The following is a 15,887-nucleotide window of genomic DNA, read 5'->3' as shown; positions in this document are numbered from 1 at the left end:
ATGGTAATGCCGGGCGACAACATCAAGATGGTTGTTACCCTGATCGCTCCGATCGCCATGGAAGACGGTCTGCGCTTCGCGATTCGCGAAGGTGGTCGTACCGTTGGTGCCGGCGTGGTTGCCAAGATCATCGAATAATCGATTGATCTGATTCGTTCGGGCCGGCATAATAGTCGGCCTGACTCTTGTTAGGCCAGTAGCTCAATTGGCAGAGCGGCGGTCTCCAAAACCGCAGGTTGGGGGTTCGATTCCCTCCTGGCCTGCCAAATTCAATATGGAATTTGGCAATATTTACAGGGTTCTAGCAGATGAATGTCAAAGCAGAAGCCAAAGACTCGCGCTTCGATCTGGTGAAGTGGCTTGTTGTGGCTGCTTTGGTTGTTGTGGCTGTGGTGGGTAATCAGTATTACTCCGCCGAGCCTATTCTGTACAGGGTTCTTGCGCTGCTCGTATTTGCTGTGGTTGCAGCGTTTGTTGCGCTACAGACGTCTAAAGGTCGTTCCTTTTTCGTTCTTCTGAAAGAGGCGCGCGTCGAGATTCGTAAAGTCGTTTGGCCGACCCGTCAAGAGACTACTCAGACCACGCTTATTGTCGTCGCGGTCGTGTTGGTTATGGCGCTGCTGTTGTGGGGTCTCGATTCTCTGCTCGGTTGGCTGGTTTCCATGATTGTAGGTTAAGGGTGTCCCGTGGCTAAGCGTTGGTATGTCGTTCATGCTTACTCGGGTTACGAGAAGCATGTCATGCGTTCATTGATTGAGCGCATCAAGCTTGCCGGCATGGAAGATCATTTCGGCGAGATTCTAGTTCCCACTGAAGAAGTGGTTGAGATGCGTAACGGGCAGAAGCGCAAAAGTGAGCGCAAATTTTTCCCAGGTTACGTTCTTGTTCAGATGGATATGGCTGAAGGCGCTTGGCACCTGGTTAAGGATACGCCGCGCGTGATGGGTTTCATTGGTGGTACCGCTGACAAGCCTGCGCCGATCACGGATAAAGAGGCTGAAGCCATTCTGCGTCGTGTTGCTGACGGTAGTGATAAGCCTAAGCCCAAAACATTGTTCGAGCCGGGTGAGGTTGTGCGCGTGGCTGACGGCCCGTTTGCTGATTTCAATGGCGTGGTTGAAGAAGTTAATTACGAAAAGAGTCGCATCCAGGTCGCGGTATTGATTTTTGGTCGATCAACGCCGGTAGAGTTGGAGTTCAGTCAGGTTGAAAAGGTCTAGCTGAAAAAGCATCCCACACCCCGCAGCTGATGGCTGCGGGGTTTTGTCGTCACTGGGATATTCAAGTAAACAGGGGAGCCGCAAGGCGCTAATACCCAGAACGGAGTACTTATGGCTAAGAAGATTCAAGCTTATATCAAGCTTCAGGTAAAGGCCGGCCAGGCCAACCCGTCGCCGCCAGTCGGCCCGGCGCTGGGGCAGCATGGTGTCAACATCATGGAATTCTGCAAGGCGTTCAACGCTCGTACGCAGGGTCAGGAACCAGGTCTGCCAACGCCGGTAATCATCACCGTCTATAGCGACCGCAGTTTCACCTTCGAGACCAAAAGTACGCCTGCTGCCGTTCTGTTGAAGAAAGCCGCTGGCATTGCTAGTGGTTCTGCTCGTCCTAACACCCAGAAGGTCGGCACTGTTACCCGTGCGCAGCTGGAAGAGATCGCCAAGACGAAGAATGCTGATCTTACAGCTGCTGATCTCGATGCGGCCGTGCGCACTATCGCCGGCTCCGCTCGCAGCATGGGCCTGAACGTGGAGGGTGTGTAATGGCTAAGTTGACCAAGCGTCAGAAGGCTTTCGCTGAAAAAATCGAAGCTGGCAAGCAGTATTCGTTCGAAGATGCCGCGACGCTGCTGGCTCAGCTGTCGGCAGTGAAGTTCACTGAGTCCTTCGATATCGCCATTAACCTTGGCGTTGATCCGCGTAAATCCGATCAAGTTGTGCGTGGCGCTACTGTTCTGCCGAACGGTACAGGTAAAAGCGTTCGGGTGGCGGTGTTCACTCAGGGTCCAGCAGCCGAGGCGGCGCTTGCTGCAGGTGCGGATCGCGTCGGCATGGACGATTTGGCTGCTGAGATGAAGGGTGGGGATCTGAGCTACGACGTCGTTATTGCTTCTCCGGATGCAATGCGTGTTGTTGGTCAGCTGGGCCAGATTCTTGGTCCGCGCGGTCTGATGCCTAACCCGAAGGTCGGTACTGTGACGCCTGACGTTGCGACTGCCGTCAAGAACGCCAAGGCCGGTCAGGTGCGCTTCCGTACCGACAAGAACGGTATCATTCATACTTCAGTCGGCAAGGTTGGTTTCGAGGCTGGTCAGCTGAAGCAGAACGTCGAAGCGCTGCTGTCGGACCTCAAGCGTTTGAAGCCGTCCACTTCCAAAGGCATCTACGTCAAGCGCGTCACCCTGAGCACCACCATGGGTCCTGGCTTGGTCATCGATCAGGCATCGCTCGAAGCGTAAAGCATTCAGCGCCCTGCTTGGCAGGGCGCGACACATTGGGGTCCCTGCCTGGCGGGGGCTATCCAAGACCGTAGGCGACGTGAGTCTTAAACCGTAGAAGCTTAGCTTTTCCAGGCCTACGCAGAGGTGCTCCCGATTCGTACCGAATCAGACACCAAAACCCGTCCGGTTTCGACTGGACGAACCGGTAACATCCAGGAGTAAAAACCCGTGGCAATCAAACTCGAAGACAAGAAAGCCATCGTCGCTGAAGTCAACGAGGCTGCCAAAGCTGCCCTGTCCGCTGTCGTGGCTGATGCCCGTGGCGTGACCGTGGGAGCCATGACCGGACTCCGTAAAGAGGCCCGCGAAGCTGGCGTATACGTGCGTGTAGTACGTAACACCCTGCTGCGCCGCGCTGTTGAAGGCACTCAGTATGATGTGCTCAACGACGTGTTCAAAGGCCCGACCCTTATCGCTTTCTCCAACGAGCATCCGGGCGCTGCCGCTCGTATCTTCAAGGAGTTTGCCAAGGGTCAGGACAAGTTCGAGATCAAAGCTGCCGCATTTGAAGGTCAGTTCATTGCAGCCAACCAGATCGACGCTTTGGCAACCCTGCCGACCTATGACGAGGCAATTTCGCAGCTGATGAGCGTGATCCAAGGCGCTACCAGCAAGCTGGCTCGTACATTGGCGGCCGTTCGCGACCAGAAAGAAGCAGCCGCGGCCTAACGCGCGCAAAGCATTTTTCGATTTTTTGAATTAGATGGCCAAAGGCCGTCATCATATACAGGAATTTAGAGTCATGGCTCTGACCAACGAAGACATCATCAACGCCGTTTCCGAAATGTCCGTGATGCAGGTTGTTGAACTGATCAAGGCAATGGAAGAGAAATTCGGTGTTACTGCTGCAGCCGCCACTGTCGCTGCTGCTGGCCCGGCTGCTGCCGCGGCTGAAGAGCAAACCGAGTTCAACGTTATGCTTCTTGAAGCTGGCGAAAAGAAAGTAAACGTGATCAAGGCGGTACGCGAACTGACAGGTCTGGGTCTGAAAGAAGCCAAGGCAGTCGTTGACGGCGCCCCTGGTATTGTCAAGGAAGGCGTGTCCAAGGACGAAGCCGAAGCTGCCAAGAAATCCTTGGAAGAAGCTGGCGCTAAAGTCGAGCTCAAGTAAGCGCGACCTTGCGTCTACAGCCGAAGCGACTCGCGTAAGGCTGATGGCTGGTGGCTTTTGCCACCGGCCTTTTTCCGTTATAGCTGCCTGTTGAACATCTGGCAGCTATTACGGAAACAACCGCTCCTGTGGGCGGTGCGAATCACAGGATTCGCAAGATTTTCTGGCTGCTCCCGTCGGGAGAAGCCAAACAAGCAGGTGACCAAGCTGGGGAACGCTGATGGCTTACTCATACACTGAGAAAAAACGAATCCGCAAGGACTTTAGCAAGTTACCGCACGTGATGGACGTGCCGTATCTTTTGGCCATCCAGCTGGATTCGTACCGCGAATTCCTGCAGGCGGGAGCGACCAAAGATCAATTCCGCGATATTGGCTTGCATGCAGCCTTCAAATCCGTTTTTCCGATAATCAGCTATTCCGGCAATGCGGCGCTGGAGTATGTCGGCTATCGCTTGGGCGACCCGGCTTTTGACGTCAAGGAATGCGTGTTGCGCGGCGTGACCTTCGCCGTGCCGTTGCGGGTAAAAGTTCGTCTGATCATCTTTGATAAGGAATCGTCGAGCAAGGCGATCAAGGACATCAAGGAGCAAGAAGTCTACATGGGGGAAATTCCCCTGATGACCGAGAACGGTACCTTTATCATCAATGGTACCGAGCGCGTCATCGTTTCCCAGCTGCACCGTTCGCCGGGCGTGTTCTTCGATCATGACCGCGGCAAGACCCACAGCTCGGGCAAGCTGCTGTACTCGGCGCGCATCATTCCTTATCGCGGCTCCTGGCTGGACTTCGAGTTCGATCCGAAGGATGCCGTGTTCGTGCGTATTGACCGTCGCCGCAAGCTGCCGGCTTCGGTGCTGCTGCGTGCGTTGAATTACGGCACCGAAGAAATCCTTGATGCGTTCTACGATACCAACGTATTCCACGTTAAGGGTGAGGCGCTGAGCCTTGAGCTAGTGCCTCAGCGTCTGCGTGGCGAGATCGCTTCGTTCGACATCAATGACGAGAATGGCAAGGTAATTGTCGAGCAGGGCCGTCGCATCACTGCACGTCATATCAACCAGCTCGACAAGTCAGGCATCAAGTCGCTCGACATGCCTATGGACTATGTCTTGGGTCGTACCACGGCCAAGGCAATCGTGCATCCGGCGACCGGCGAAATCATCGCTGAGTGCAATACCGAGCTGACTGTCGAGGTGCTGGCCAAGCTTGTCAAAGCGCAGGTCGTTCGTTTCGAGACGCTCTACACCAACGACATCGACTGCGGTCCCTTCATCTCCGACACGCTGAAGATCGACTCGACAACCAACCAGCTCGAAGCGCTGGTGGAAATCTATCGCATGATGCGTCCTGGCGAGCCGCCAACCAAGGACGCTGCCGAGACGTTGTTCAACAATCTATTCTTCGCATCGGAACGTTACGATCTGTCGGCTGTAGGACGGATGAAGTTCAACCGCCGCATCGGTCGTACTGAGATCGAAGGTTCTGGCGTACTCAGTCGCGAAGATATCGTTGCGGTACTGAAGACCCTTGTCGACATTCGGAACGGCAAAGGCGTAGTCGACGATATCGACCACTTGGGTAACCGCCGTGTCCGTTGTGTTGGCGAGATGGCGGAGAACCAGTTCCGTGTCGGTCTTGTGCGCGTTGAGCGTGCGGTCAAGGAACGTCTGTCGATGGCCGAAAGCGAAGGCCTGATGCCGCAGGATCTGATCAACGCCAAGCCGGTTGCGGCGGCGGTGAAGGAATTCTTCGGCTCCAGCCAGCTGTCGCAGTTCATGGACCAGAACAACCCGCTGTCAGAGATTACGCACAAGCGCCGTGTCTCTGCGCTCGGCCCGGGCGGTTTGACCCGTGAACGTGCAGGCTTTGAAGTGCGCGACGTACACCCGACCCATTACGGTCGTGTGTGCCCGATCGAGACGCCGGAAGGCCCGAACATCGGCCTGATCAACTCTCTGGCCGCATACGCCCGTACCAACCAGTACGGCTTCTTGGAAAGCCCGTACCGCGTTGTGAAGGAAGGCGAAGTTACCGACGAGATCGTATTCCTGTCGGCAATCGAAGAAGCTGACCACGTCATTGCGCAGGCTAGCGCCAAGCTGGACGGTCGCAAGCTGGTCGATGAGCTGGTTGCTGTTCGTCATCAGAACGAATTCACGGTCAAGGCGCCGGAAGACGTGACCCTGATGGACGTATCGCCAAAACAGGTCGTATCCGTTGCCGCCTCGCTGATTCCATTCCTCGAGCACGACGACGCCAACCGCGCTCTCATGGGCTCGAACATGCAGCGTCAGGCCGTACCGACCCTGCGTTCGGACAAACCGCTGGTTGGCACCGGGATGGAGCGTAACGTTGCGCGCGACTCCGGCGTTTGCGTTGTAGCCCGTCGTGGCGGCGTGATTGACTCGGTCGATGCGAGCCGTGTGGTTGTGCGTGTGCATGATGCGGAAGTTGAAACCGGTGAAGCCGGCGTCGACATCTACAACCTGACCAAGTACACCCGTTCAAACCAGAACACCTGTATCAATCAGCGCCCGCTCGTGAGCAAGGGTGATGTGGTCGAGCGTGGCGACATCATGGCTGACGGCCCTTCCACCGACATGGGTGAGCTAGCACTCGGGCAGAACATGCGCGTCGCGTTCATGCCTTGGAACGGCTACAACTTCGAAGACTCCATTCTCCTGTCGGAGCGTGTGGTTCAGGAAGATCGTTTCACAACCATTCACATTCAGGAACTGACCTGCGTTTCCCGCGACACCAAGCTCGGCCCAGAAGAGATCACGGCGGACATTCCGAACGTGGGCGAAGCTGCGCTGAACAAGCTGGACGAGGCGGGCATCGTTTACGTCGGTGCTGAAGTAGGCGCCGGCGACATCCTGGTTGGCAAGGTTACGCCGAAAGGCGAAACCCAGCTGACGCCGGAAGAGAAGCTGCTACGTGCGATCTTCGGTGAGAAGGCGTCCGACGTGAAGGACACCTCCCTGCGCGTGCCGACTGGCACCAAGGGTACCGTCATCGACGTACAGGTCTTCATCCGTGATGGTGTCGAGCGTGACTCCCGTGCGCTGGCCATCGAGAAGATGCAGCTGGACGAGATTCGTAAGGATCTGAATGAAGAGTTCCGTATCGTTGAAGGTGCAACTTTTGAACGTCTGCGCTCCGCTCTTGTTGGCGCGACCGCCGAGGGTGGTGCCGGGCTGAAGAAAGGCGCTGTCATCACTGACGAGATGCTCGATGGGCTCGAGCATGGGCAGTGGTTCAAGCTGCGCATGGCCGAAGACGCACTGAACGAGCAGCTGGAAAAGGCCCAGGCCTACATTTCCGACCGCCGCCAGCTGCTCGACGACAAGTTCGAAGACAAGAAGCGCAAGCTGCAGCAGGGCGACGATTTGGCCCCGGGCGTGCTGAAGATCGTCAAGGTCTACCTGGCGATCAAGCGGCGTATCCAGCCGGGCGACAAGATGGCCGGTCGTCACGGTAACAAGGGTGTCGTCTCGGTGATTATGCCGGTCGAAGACATGCCGCACGACGTGCATGGCACGCCGGTCGACATCGTGCTGAACCCGCTGGGCGTACCATCTCGTATGAACGTCGGTCAGATTCTCGAAACCCACCTGGGCCTAGCAGCCAAGGGGCTGGGTGAGAAAATCAACCGGATGCTGGAAGAGCAGCGTAAGGTCGCTGAGCTACGTAAGTTCCTCACCGAAATCTATAACGAGATCGGTGGCCGTCAGGAAAACCTGGAAAGCTTCAGCGACCAAGAAATCCTCGATCTGGCGAAGAACCTGCGCGGTGGCGTGCCAATGGCAACGCCGGTGTTCGACGGTGCCAAGGAACGCGAGATCAAGGCCATGCTGAAACTGGCGGATCTCCCAGAGAGCGGGCAAATGCAGCTGTTCGATGGTCGTACCGGTAACAAGTTCGAGCGCACCACCACGGTTGGCTACATGTACATGCTCAAGCTGAACCACCTGGTCGACGACAAGATGCACGCGCGTTCCACCGGTTCCTACAGCCTGGTTACCCAGCAGCCGCTGGGTGGTAAGGCACAGTTCGGTGGCCAGCGTTTCGGGGAGATGGAGGTATGGGCACTGGAAGCTTACGGTGCCGCCTACACCCTGCAGGAAATGCTCACGGTCAAGTCGGACGACGTGAACGGGCGGACCAAGATGTACAAGAACATCGTGGACGGCGATCACCGTATGGAGCCCGGCATGCCGGAGTCTTTCAACGTATTGATCAAAGAAATCCGCTCGCTCGGTATCGACATCGATCTGGAAACCGAATAACCACGCACCGCCTATGCGACGTCCGGCATCAGCCGGCCGTCGCAGGTCCGTGAGGAGGAAAGGCCTTGAAAGACTTGCTGAATCTGTTGAAAAACCAGGGTCAAATCGAAGAGTTCGATGCCATCAAGATTGCATTGGCTTCGCCCGAGATGATCCGTTCCTGGTCCTTTGGTGAAGTCAAGAAGCCAGAGACCATCAACTATCGTACGTTCAAGCCCGAGCGCGACGGCCTGTTCTGCGCCAAGATCTTTGGCCCGGTCAAGGACTATGAGTGCCTGTGCGGTAAGTACAAGCGCCTCAAGCATCGTGGCGTTATCTGTGAGAAGTGCGGCGTTGAAGTTGCGCTAGCCAAGGTGCGCCGTGAGCGTATGGCTCACATTGAGCTGGCTTCGCCAGTTGCTCACATTTGGTTCCTGAAGTCGCTGCCGAGCCGTATCGGCCTGCTGCTGGATATGACCCTGCGTGACATCGAGCGTGTGCTTTATTTCGAAAGCTACGTCGTGATCGATCCGGGCATGACCACGCTTGAGAAGGGTCAGCTGCTCAACGACGAACAGTATTTCGAAGCACTGGAAGAGTTCGGTGACGACTTCGATGCCCGCATGGGCGCTGAAGCGGTGCGCGAGCTGCTGCACGAAATCGACCTGGAGCACGAGATCGGTCGCCTGCGCGAAGAGATTCCGCAGACCAACTCGGAAACCAAGATCAAGAAGCTGTCAAAGCGCTTGAAGCTGATGGAAGCGTTCTTTGGTTCTGGCAACCTGCCGGAGTGGATGGTCCTGACCGTCCTGCCGGTGCTTCCGCCAGATCTTCGTCCATTGGTCCCGCTCGATGGCGGACGTTTCGCGACGTCGGATCTCAACGATCTTTACCGTCGGGTGATCAACCGTAACAACCGTCTCAAGCGCCTGCTCGATCTGTCGGCGCCGGACATCATCGTGCGCAACGAAAAGCGCATGCTGCAGGAAGCGGTTGACGCTCTGCTCGATAACGGCCGTCGCGGTCGTGCCATTACTGGTTCGAACAAGCGTCCGCTGAAGTCGCTGGCCGATATGATCAAGGGCAAGCAAGGTCGTTTCCGCCAGAACCTGCTCGGCAAGCGCGTTGACTACTCCGGTCGTTCGGTTATCACCGTTGGCCCAACCCTGCGCCTGCATCAGTGCGGTTTGCCGAAGAAGATGGCGCTCGAGCTGTTCAAGCCGTTCATTTTCGGCAAGCTGGAGATGCGTGGCATGGCGACCACGATCAAAGCTGCCAAGAAGATGGTCGAGCGCGAACTGCCAGAAGTTTGGGACGTTCTCGCTGAAGTGATCCGCGAACATCCGGTACTGCTCAACCGCGCACCGACGCTGCACCGTCTGGGTATCCAGGCGTTCGAGCCCGTGCTGATCGAAGGTAAGGCGATCCAACTGCATCCGTTGGTCTGCGCGGCGTACAACGCCGACTTCGACGGTGACCAGATGGCTGTTCACGTACCTCTGACGCTGGAAGCCCAGCTCGAAGCGCGTGCGCTGATGATGTCGACCAACAACATTCTGTCGCCTGCCAACGGTGAGCCAATCATCGTGCCTTCGCAGGACGTGGTACTGGGTCTGTATTACATGACCCGTGAAGCCATCAATGCCAAGGGCGAAGGTCGCGTATTTGCTGACCTGCAGGAAGTCGACCGTGTGTTCCGCGGTGGCGAAGCGTCTCTGCACGCCCGCGTCAAAGTGCGGATCAACGAGACCATCAAGGATCGCGACGGCAGCATTACCAAGAACACTCGTATCGTCGACACCACCGTTGGCCGCGCGCTGTTGTTCCAGGTGGTTCCGGCCGGCCTGCCGTTCGACGTGGTCAACCAGCCGATGAAGAAGAAGGCGATCTCCAAACTGATCAACCTGTGCTACCGCACCGTTGGTCTGAAGGATACCGTCATCTTCGCCGACCAGCTGATGTACACCGGTTTCGCATACTCGACCATTTCGGGCGTGTCGATCGGTGTGAACGACTTCGTCATCCCGGATGAGAAGGCGCGCATTATCGACGCCGCTACCGAGGAAGTGAAGGAGATCGAGTCGCAGTACGCCTCTGGCCTGGTGACTCAGGGCGAGAAGTACAACAAGGTGATCGACCTCTGGTCCAAGGCCAACGACGAAGTCTCCAAGGCGATGATGGCCAACCTCTCGAAAGAGAAGGTCATCGACCGCGATGGCAACGAAGCCGAACAGGACTCGTTCAACTCGATGTACATGATGGCTGACTCTGGTGCGCGGGGTTCCGCTGCTCAGATCCGCCAGCTGGCCGGTATGCGTGGTTTGATGGCCAAGCCCGACGGTTCGATCATCGAGACGCCGATCACGGCAAACTTCCGTGAAGGTTTGAACGTACTCCAGTACTTCATCTCCACTCACGGTGCTCGTAAGGGCCTGGCGGATACCGCTCTGAAAACCGCGAACTCCGGTTACCTGACCCGTCGTCTGGTTGACGTGGCGCAGGATCTGGTGGTTACCGAGGTCGACTGCGGTACCGAGCAGGGTCTGTTCATGACTCCGCACATCGAGGGCGGCGATGTGGTCGAGCCGCTGGGCGAGCGCGTGCTGGGCCGTGTTATTGCGCGTGATGTGCTCAAGCCCGGCAGCGAAGAGGTTTTGGTTCCGGCCGGAACATTGGTTGACGAGCAGTGGGTCGACTTCATCGAGCTCAACAGCATTGACGAAGTTGTGGTTCGCTCGCCGATCAGCTGTGAAACGCGCTATGGCATTTGTGCGAAGTGCTACGGTCGCGATCTCGCTCGCGGGCACCAGGTCAACATCGGTGAGGCAGTGGGCGTTATTGCTGCGCAATCGATTGGTGAGCCCGGTACTCAGCTGACGATGCGTACGTTCCACATCGGTGGTGCGGCTAGCCGGACTTCTGCGGTCGACAACGTCATGGTCAAGAATGGCGGCACTATCCGCCTGCATAACCTCAAGCATGTAGAGCGTGCTGACGGCGCGCTGGTTGCGGTGTCCCGTTCCGGTGAGCTGGCGGTTGCCGACGACTTCGGTCGTGAGCGCGAGCGTTACAAGCTGCCTTACGGTGCAGTTATCTCGATTAAGGAAGGCGACAAGGTCGACGCAGGCGCTGTGGTGGCCAAGTGGGATCCGCACACCCACCCGATCGTCACCGAGATGAAGGGTGTCGTTACCTTCGTCGGTATGGAAGAGAACATCACCATCAAGCGCCAGACCGATGAACTCACCGGTCTTACCAACATCGAGGTGATGGATCCGAAGGACCGTCCGGCATCGGGTAAGGACATTCGTCCGGCGATCAAGATGGTCGACTCCAATGGCAAGGAATTGCTGCTGCCGGGTACCGACGTACCGGCTCAGTATTTCCTGCCAGCTAATGCCCTGGTGGGTGTGGCTGACGGTGCCGAGATCAATGTGGGTGACGTTATTGCGCGTATCCCGCAGGAAACCTCGAAGACCCGTGACATCACCGGTGGTCTGCCACGCGTCGCCGATCTCTTCGAGGCACGTCGTCCGAAAGAGCCTTCGATCCTGGCTGAAATCAGCGGCACAATCTCCTTCGGCAAGGAAACCAAGGGCAAGCGTCGGTTGGTGATCACGCCGACCGATGGTACCGATCCGTATGAGGAGCTGATTCCGAAGTGGCGTCACCTCAACGTGTTCGAAGGCGAACAGGTGAACAAGGGTGAGGTTATCTCGGACGGTCCGAGCAACCCGCACGACATCCTGCGTCTGCTGGGCGTGAGTGCGCTGGCCAAGTACATCGTCAACGAGATTCAGGACGTTTATCGTCTGCAGGGCGTGAAGATCAACGACAAGCACATCGAGACGATTCTGCGTCAGATGCTGCGCAAGGTTGAAGTGGCGGAATCCGGCGATTCGAGCTTCATCAAGGGCGACCAGATGGAGCTCACTCACGTTCTTGAGGAGAACGAGCGTCTCTCTGCGGACGACAAGTTCGGGTCGAAGTACATCCGCGTGCTGCTGGGTATCACCAAGGCCTCGCTGTCTACTGAGTCGTTCATTTCGGCAGCGTCCTTCCAGGAGACCACTCGCGTCCTCACCGAGGCCGCAGTGACGGGCAAGCGCGATTATCTGCGTGGTTTGAAAGAAAACGTGGTCGTGGGTCGCCTGATCCCGGCCGGTACCGGGCTTCAGTATCACAGCGAGCGTAAGCGCAAGCGTGAAGCTGAAAAGCCGGTTCGCGTGAGTGCCGATGAAGTCGAAGCGGCGCTGACCGAGGCGCTCAATTCGAGCGGTAACTGATTGGTGGTCTGCCCCGGCGTAAGTCGGGGCGCGCCTTGACGGTGGGCAGGAAGCTCTTTAGACTCTTGTACCCCTAATTTGGCGGGGCTTTGCGCCCTGCCATTTTTCGTTTGTGTCGAAAGACAACAGTGGAGCTAGTAGATGGCAACGATCAACCAGCTGGTACGCCAGCCGCGCAAGCGCGTCGTCGAGAAAAGCGACGTCCCTGCGCTGCAGAACTGCCCGCAACGCCGTGGCGTGTGCACTCGTGTGTACACCACCACGCCAAAGAAACCGAACTCTGCACTGCGTAAGGTATGCCGTGTTCGCCTGACTAATGGTTTTGAAGTCGCCTCCTATATCGGCGGTGAAGGCCACAACCTGCAAGAGCATAGTGTCGTGCTGATCCGTGGCGGTCGTGTAAAAGACCTTCCTGGCGTGCGTTATCACACCGTGCGCGGTTCGCTGGATACCTCGGGTGTCAAGGATCGTAAGCAGGGTCGTTCGAAGTACGGCGCCAAGCGTCCGAAGTAATCGTATTTATATTTATCTGAGTCGATAAGAGTAAGGTCGGGCGTAACTTCATCGTTATAGTCCCGGGCTAACCTGAAGACCGTTTGAGGGCTTATCAATGCCAAGACGTCGTGTAGCAGCCAAGCGCGAGATCCTTGACGATCCGAAATACGGAAGTCTGATCCTCGCCAAGTTCATGAACCACGTGATGGAAAGCGGCAAGAAAGCCGTGGCCGAACGTATCGTTTATGGTGCCTTGGAAAAGGTCAAGGAACGCAAGAACAGCGATCCCCTGGAAATCTTCGAAAAAGCACTCGACGCCATCGCTCCGCTGGTCGAAGTGAAGTCCCGCCGCGTAGGTGGTGCGACTTACCAGGTTCCGGTCGAAGTTCGTCCGTCCCGTCGTAACGCGCTGGCCATGCGCTGGCTGGTAGATGCTGCGCGTAAGCGTGGTGAGAAATCCATGGCCCTGCGTTTGGCGGGTGAGCTGTCGGATGCATTTGAAGGTAAAGGCGCTGCTGTGAAGAAGCGTGAAGACGTGCACCGTATGGCTGAAGCCAACAAGGCCTTCTCGCACTACCGCTTCTAATTTTCAGCGTCATCAACTTGCGAGGGCTTTATGGCTCGTACTACCCCGATTAACCGCTACCGTAACATTGGTATCGTTGCTCACGTGGATGCTGGTAAAACCACTACCACCGAGCGCGTCCTCTTTTACACCGGCGTAAACCATAAAATGGGCGAGGTGCACGACGGCGCCGCGACCATGGATTGGATGGTGCAGGAGCAGGAGCGTGGTATTACCATTACCTCCGCTGCCACCACCGCTTTCTGGGCTGGTTCCGAGAAGCAGTTCGATAGGCATCGTTTCAATATTATCGATACTCCCGGTCACGTTGACTTCACCATTGAAGTGGAGCGCTCGCTGCGCGTACTCGATGGTGCGGTCGTAGTGTTCTGCGGAACTTCGGGTGTTGAGCCGCAATCGGAAACCGTATGGCGTCAGGCCAACAAATACGGTGTCCCGCGTCTGGTCTATGTCAACAAGATGGACCGCGCTGGTGCCAACTTCCTGCGTGTGGTTGCGCAGATCAAGCAGCGTCTGGGGCACACGCCTGTGCCTATCCAGCTTGCTATTGGTGCTGAAGATAACTTCCAGGGCCAGATTGATCTGGTCAAGATGAAAGCCATCTACTGGAACGATGACGACAAGGGCATGACCTTCCGTGAGGAAGAGATCCCTGCCGAGCTTCAGGATCTGGCTGAAGAGTGGCGCAGCAACATGGTCGAGGCGGCAGCCGAGGCAACCGAAGAGCTGATGAACAAGTACCTCGAAGGTGAAGAGCTCACTATTGAGGAGATCAAATCGGCTCTGCGTCAGCGCACTATCGCTGGTGAGATCGTGTTGGCGGTTTGTGGTTCTTCCTTCAAGAACAAGGGCGTGCCCCTGGTTCTAGATGCTGTTATCGATTATCTGCCAGCGCCAGCCGATATCCCGGCGATCAAGGGCACCGATATCGACGATGAAACCATCGAGATGGAGCGCCATGCAGATGATAGCGAGCCGTTTTCTGCGCTTGCGTTCAAGATTGCGACGGATCCCTTTGTCGGTACGCTGACCTTTGCTCGTGTCTATTCCGGTGTCCTGAATTCCGGTGACGGCGTTCTGAACTCGGTAAAGGGCAAGAAAGAGCGTGTCGGTCGTATGGTGCAAATGCATGCGAACAGCCGTGAAGAAATCAAGGAGGTTCGTGCAGGCGACATCGCTGCCCTGATCGGTATGAAGGACGTCACGACTGGTGACACGCTTTGTGCTCTGGACAAGCCGATCATTCTGGTCCGTATGGATTTCCCGGAGCCGGTGATTTCGGTTGCGGTTGAGCCTAAGACCAAGGATGACCAGGAAAAGATGGGTATCGCGCTGGGCAAACTTGCTCAGGAAGACCCTTCATTCCGCGTCAAGACCGACGAAGAGACTGGTCAGACCATCATCTCGGGTATGGGTGAGTTGCACCTCGATATTCTCGTCGACCGTATGCGTCGCGAGTTCAATGTCGAAGCCAACATCGGTAAGCCTCAGGTGTCTTATCGTGAGAAAATCACGAAGTCCTGTGAGATCGAGGGCAAGTTCGTTCGCCAGTCCGGCGGTCGCGGTCAGTTCGGTCATTGCTGGGTGCGTTTTGCGCCTGCAGATGAGGGGCAAGAAGGTCTGCAGTTCGTCAACGAGGTGGTTGGTGGTGTGATTCCGAAGGAATACATCCCGGCCATTCAAAAAGGCATCGAAGAGCAGATGAAGAACGGCGTCGTCGCCGGCTATCCGCTGATCGGCCTGAAGGCGACAGTGTTCGATGGTTCCTACCATGACGTCGACTCCAACGAGATGGCGTTCAAGGTTGCGGCTTCCATGGCGACCAAGCAGCTGTCCCAGAAGGGGGGCGCTGTAGTGCTTGAGCCGATCATGAAAGTCGAGGTGGTAACGCCTGAGGACTACATGGGTGACGTGATGGGTGACCTGAACCGTCGTCGCGGTCTGATCCAGGGTATGGAAGACACGGTCTCCGGTAAGGTTATTCGTGCCGAGGTTCCGCTGGGTGAGATGTTCGGTTATGCAACCGACGTCCGCTCCATGTCTCAGGGTCGCGCCAGCTACTCCATGGAATTCTCAAAATACTCCGAGGCTCCGTCGAACATCGTCGAAGCTATCGTTAAAAAACAAGGTTGATTCAGCCCTTTAAGTAAGAGGTTTACTGTCGTGGCTAAAGAAAAATTCGAACGTAACAAACCGCACCTGAACGTCGGTACCATTGGTCACGTCGACCATGGCAAGACCACGCTCACCGCAGCGCTGACTAAGGTCTGTGCTGAGACTTGGGGTGGCTCTGCGCGTGACTTCTCGCAGATCGACAACGCGCCGGAAGAGAAGGCTCGTGGTATCACCATCAACACCTCCCACGTTGAATATGATTCCTCGATCCGTCACTACGCTCACGTTGACTGCCCTGGCCACGCTGACTATGTGAAGAACATGATCACCGGTGCTGCGCAGATGGACGGCGCGATTCTGGTTTGCTCTGCTGCTGACGGCCCGATGCCGCAGACTCGTGAGCACATCCTGCTGTCCCGTCAGGTTGGCGTTCCGTACATCGTTGTCTTCCTGAACAAGGCTGACATGGTGGACGACGCTGAGCTGCTTGAGCTGGTTGAGATGGAAGTGCGTGACCTGCTGTC

General features: G+C 56.6%; 13 protein-coding genes and 1 tRNA gene. All 14 read left to right on the top strand.

The features are described from left to right. Positions 1 to 138, top strand: a 138-nt coding sequence (locus ACQKIK_RS22445) for an EF-Tu C-terminal domain-related protein (RefSeq protein ID WP_079279929.1), incomplete at its 5' end; no start/stop codon positions are given. A gap of 52 nt (positions 139 to 190) precedes the next feature. Next, positions 191 to 266, top strand: a tRNA-Trp gene (locus ACQKIK_RS22440). Between the two features lie 42 nt (positions 267 to 308). Then, the gene (secE, locus tag ACQKIK_RS22435) at positions 309 to 677 is read left to right on the top strand and encodes a preprotein translocase subunit SecE (RefSeq protein WP_127838369.1); all 369 of its coding nucleotides are present in this window, start codon (positions 309 to 311) and stop codon (positions 675 to 677) included. A gap of 9 nt (positions 678 to 686) precedes the next feature. Then, complete coding sequence (nusG, locus tag ACQKIK_RS22430; RefSeq protein ID WP_019342058.1) at positions 687 to 1,220, top strand: transcription termination/antitermination protein NusG; 534 nt, start codon at positions 687 to 689, stop codon at positions 1,218 to 1,220. A gap of 111 nt (positions 1,221 to 1,331) precedes the next feature. Beyond that, positions 1,332 to 1,763 (top strand): 50S ribosomal protein L11, encoded by a 432-nt coding sequence (gene rplK, locus ACQKIK_RS22425; protein WP_045430611.1) that lies wholly within the window; start codon positions 1,332 to 1,334, stop codon positions 1,761 to 1,763. Beyond that, entirely contained in the window at positions 1,763 to 2,458 is a 696-nt protein-coding gene (gene rplA / locus ACQKIK_RS22420; protein WP_045430609.1) for a 50S ribosomal protein L1, read from the top strand. The genes rplK and rplA overlap by 1 nt, the downstream gene beginning before the upstream one ends. Positions 2,459 to 2,668: 210 nt before the next feature. Then, complete coding sequence (gene rplJ / locus ACQKIK_RS22415) at positions 2,669 to 3,169, top strand: 50S ribosomal protein L10 (RefSeq protein ID WP_045430607.1); 501 nt, start codon at positions 2,669 to 2,671, stop codon at positions 3,167 to 3,169. A gap of 73 nt (positions 3,170 to 3,242) precedes the next feature. Then, a complete protein-coding gene (rplL, locus tag ACQKIK_RS22410; protein ID WP_025240339.1) occupies positions 3,243 to 3,611 on the top strand; it encodes a 50S ribosomal protein L7/L12 in 369 nt (122 codons plus the stop codon). 220 nt (positions 3,612 to 3,831) lie between these two features. Further along, positions 3,832 to 7,902, top strand: coding sequence for a DNA-directed RNA polymerase subunit beta (rpoB, locus tag ACQKIK_RS22405; protein WP_499137444.1), 4,071 nt, complete (start codon positions 3,832 to 3,834; stop codon positions 7,900 to 7,902). 65 nt (positions 7,903 to 7,967) lie between these two features. Next, a complete protein-coding gene (gene rpoC, locus ACQKIK_RS22400; RefSeq protein ID WP_241530123.1) occupies positions 7,968 to 12,167 on the top strand; it encodes a DNA-directed RNA polymerase subunit beta' in 4,200 nt (1,399 codons plus the stop codon). Between the two features lie 141 nt (positions 12,168 to 12,308). After that, entirely contained in the window at positions 12,309 to 12,680 is a 372-nt protein-coding gene (rpsL, locus tag ACQKIK_RS22395) for a 30S ribosomal protein S12 (protein ID WP_003291416.1), read from the top strand. Positions 12,681 to 12,777: 97 nt separating this feature from the next. Further along, on the top strand, positions 12,778 to 13,248 hold the full coding sequence (rpsG, locus tag ACQKIK_RS22390; RefSeq protein ID WP_045430600.1) for a 30S ribosomal protein S7: 471 nt from the start codon (positions 12,778 to 12,780) through the stop codon (positions 13,246 to 13,248). A gap of 30 nt (positions 13,249 to 13,278) precedes the next feature. Continuing rightward, the gene (gene fusA, locus ACQKIK_RS22385; RefSeq protein WP_045430597.1) at positions 13,279 to 15,381 is read left to right on the top strand and encodes an elongation factor G; all 2,103 of its coding nucleotides are present in this window, start codon (positions 13,279 to 13,281) and stop codon (positions 15,379 to 15,381) included. A gap of 30 nt (positions 15,382 to 15,411) precedes the next feature. Further along, positions 15,412 to 15,887 (top strand): GTP-binding protein (locus ACQKIK_RS22380; RefSeq protein ID WP_499137442.1); only part of this gene is annotated, 476 nt, incomplete at its 3' end.

Source organism: Pseudomonas sp. NPDC047961 (genome assembly GCF_050272435.1).
Taxonomy (GTDB): Bacteria; Pseudomonadota; Gammaproteobacteria; order Pseudomonadales; family Pseudomonadaceae; genus Stutzerimonas.
Note: the sequence above shows the minus strand (reverse complement) of the source record. Positions and strands in the feature narration are given on the sequence as shown.

Bases quoted from the DNA above. Each gene is read 5' to 3' on its own strand.
- rpsG (WP_045430600.1), top strand. From the start codon at position 12,778: ATGCCAAGACGTCGTGTAGCAGCCAAGCGCGAGATCCTTGACGATCCG.
- fusA (WP_045430597.1), top strand. From the start codon at position 13,279: ATGGCTCGTACTACCCCGATTAACCGCTACCGTAACATTGGTATCGTT.
- secE (WP_127838369.1), top strand. From the start codon at position 309: ATGAATGTCAAAGCAGAAGCCAAAGACTCGCGCTTCGATCTGGTGAAG.
- rpoB (WP_499137444.1), top strand. From the start codon at position 3,832: ATGGCTTACTCATACACTGAGAAAAAACGAATCCGCAAGGACTTTAGC.
- rplL (WP_025240339.1), top strand. From the start codon at position 3,243: ATGGCTCTGACCAACGAAGACATCATCAACGCCGTTTCCGAAATGTCC.
- rplA (WP_045430609.1), top strand. From the start codon at position 1,763: ATGGCTAAGTTGACCAAGCGTCAGAAGGCTTTCGCTGAAAAAATCGAA.
- rplK (WP_045430611.1), top strand. From the start codon at position 1,332: ATGGCTAAGAAGATTCAAGCTTATATCAAGCTTCAGGTAAAGGCCGGC.
- rpsL (WP_003291416.1), top strand. From the start codon at position 12,309: ATGGCAACGATCAACCAGCTGGTACGCCAGCCGCGCAAGCGCGTCGTC.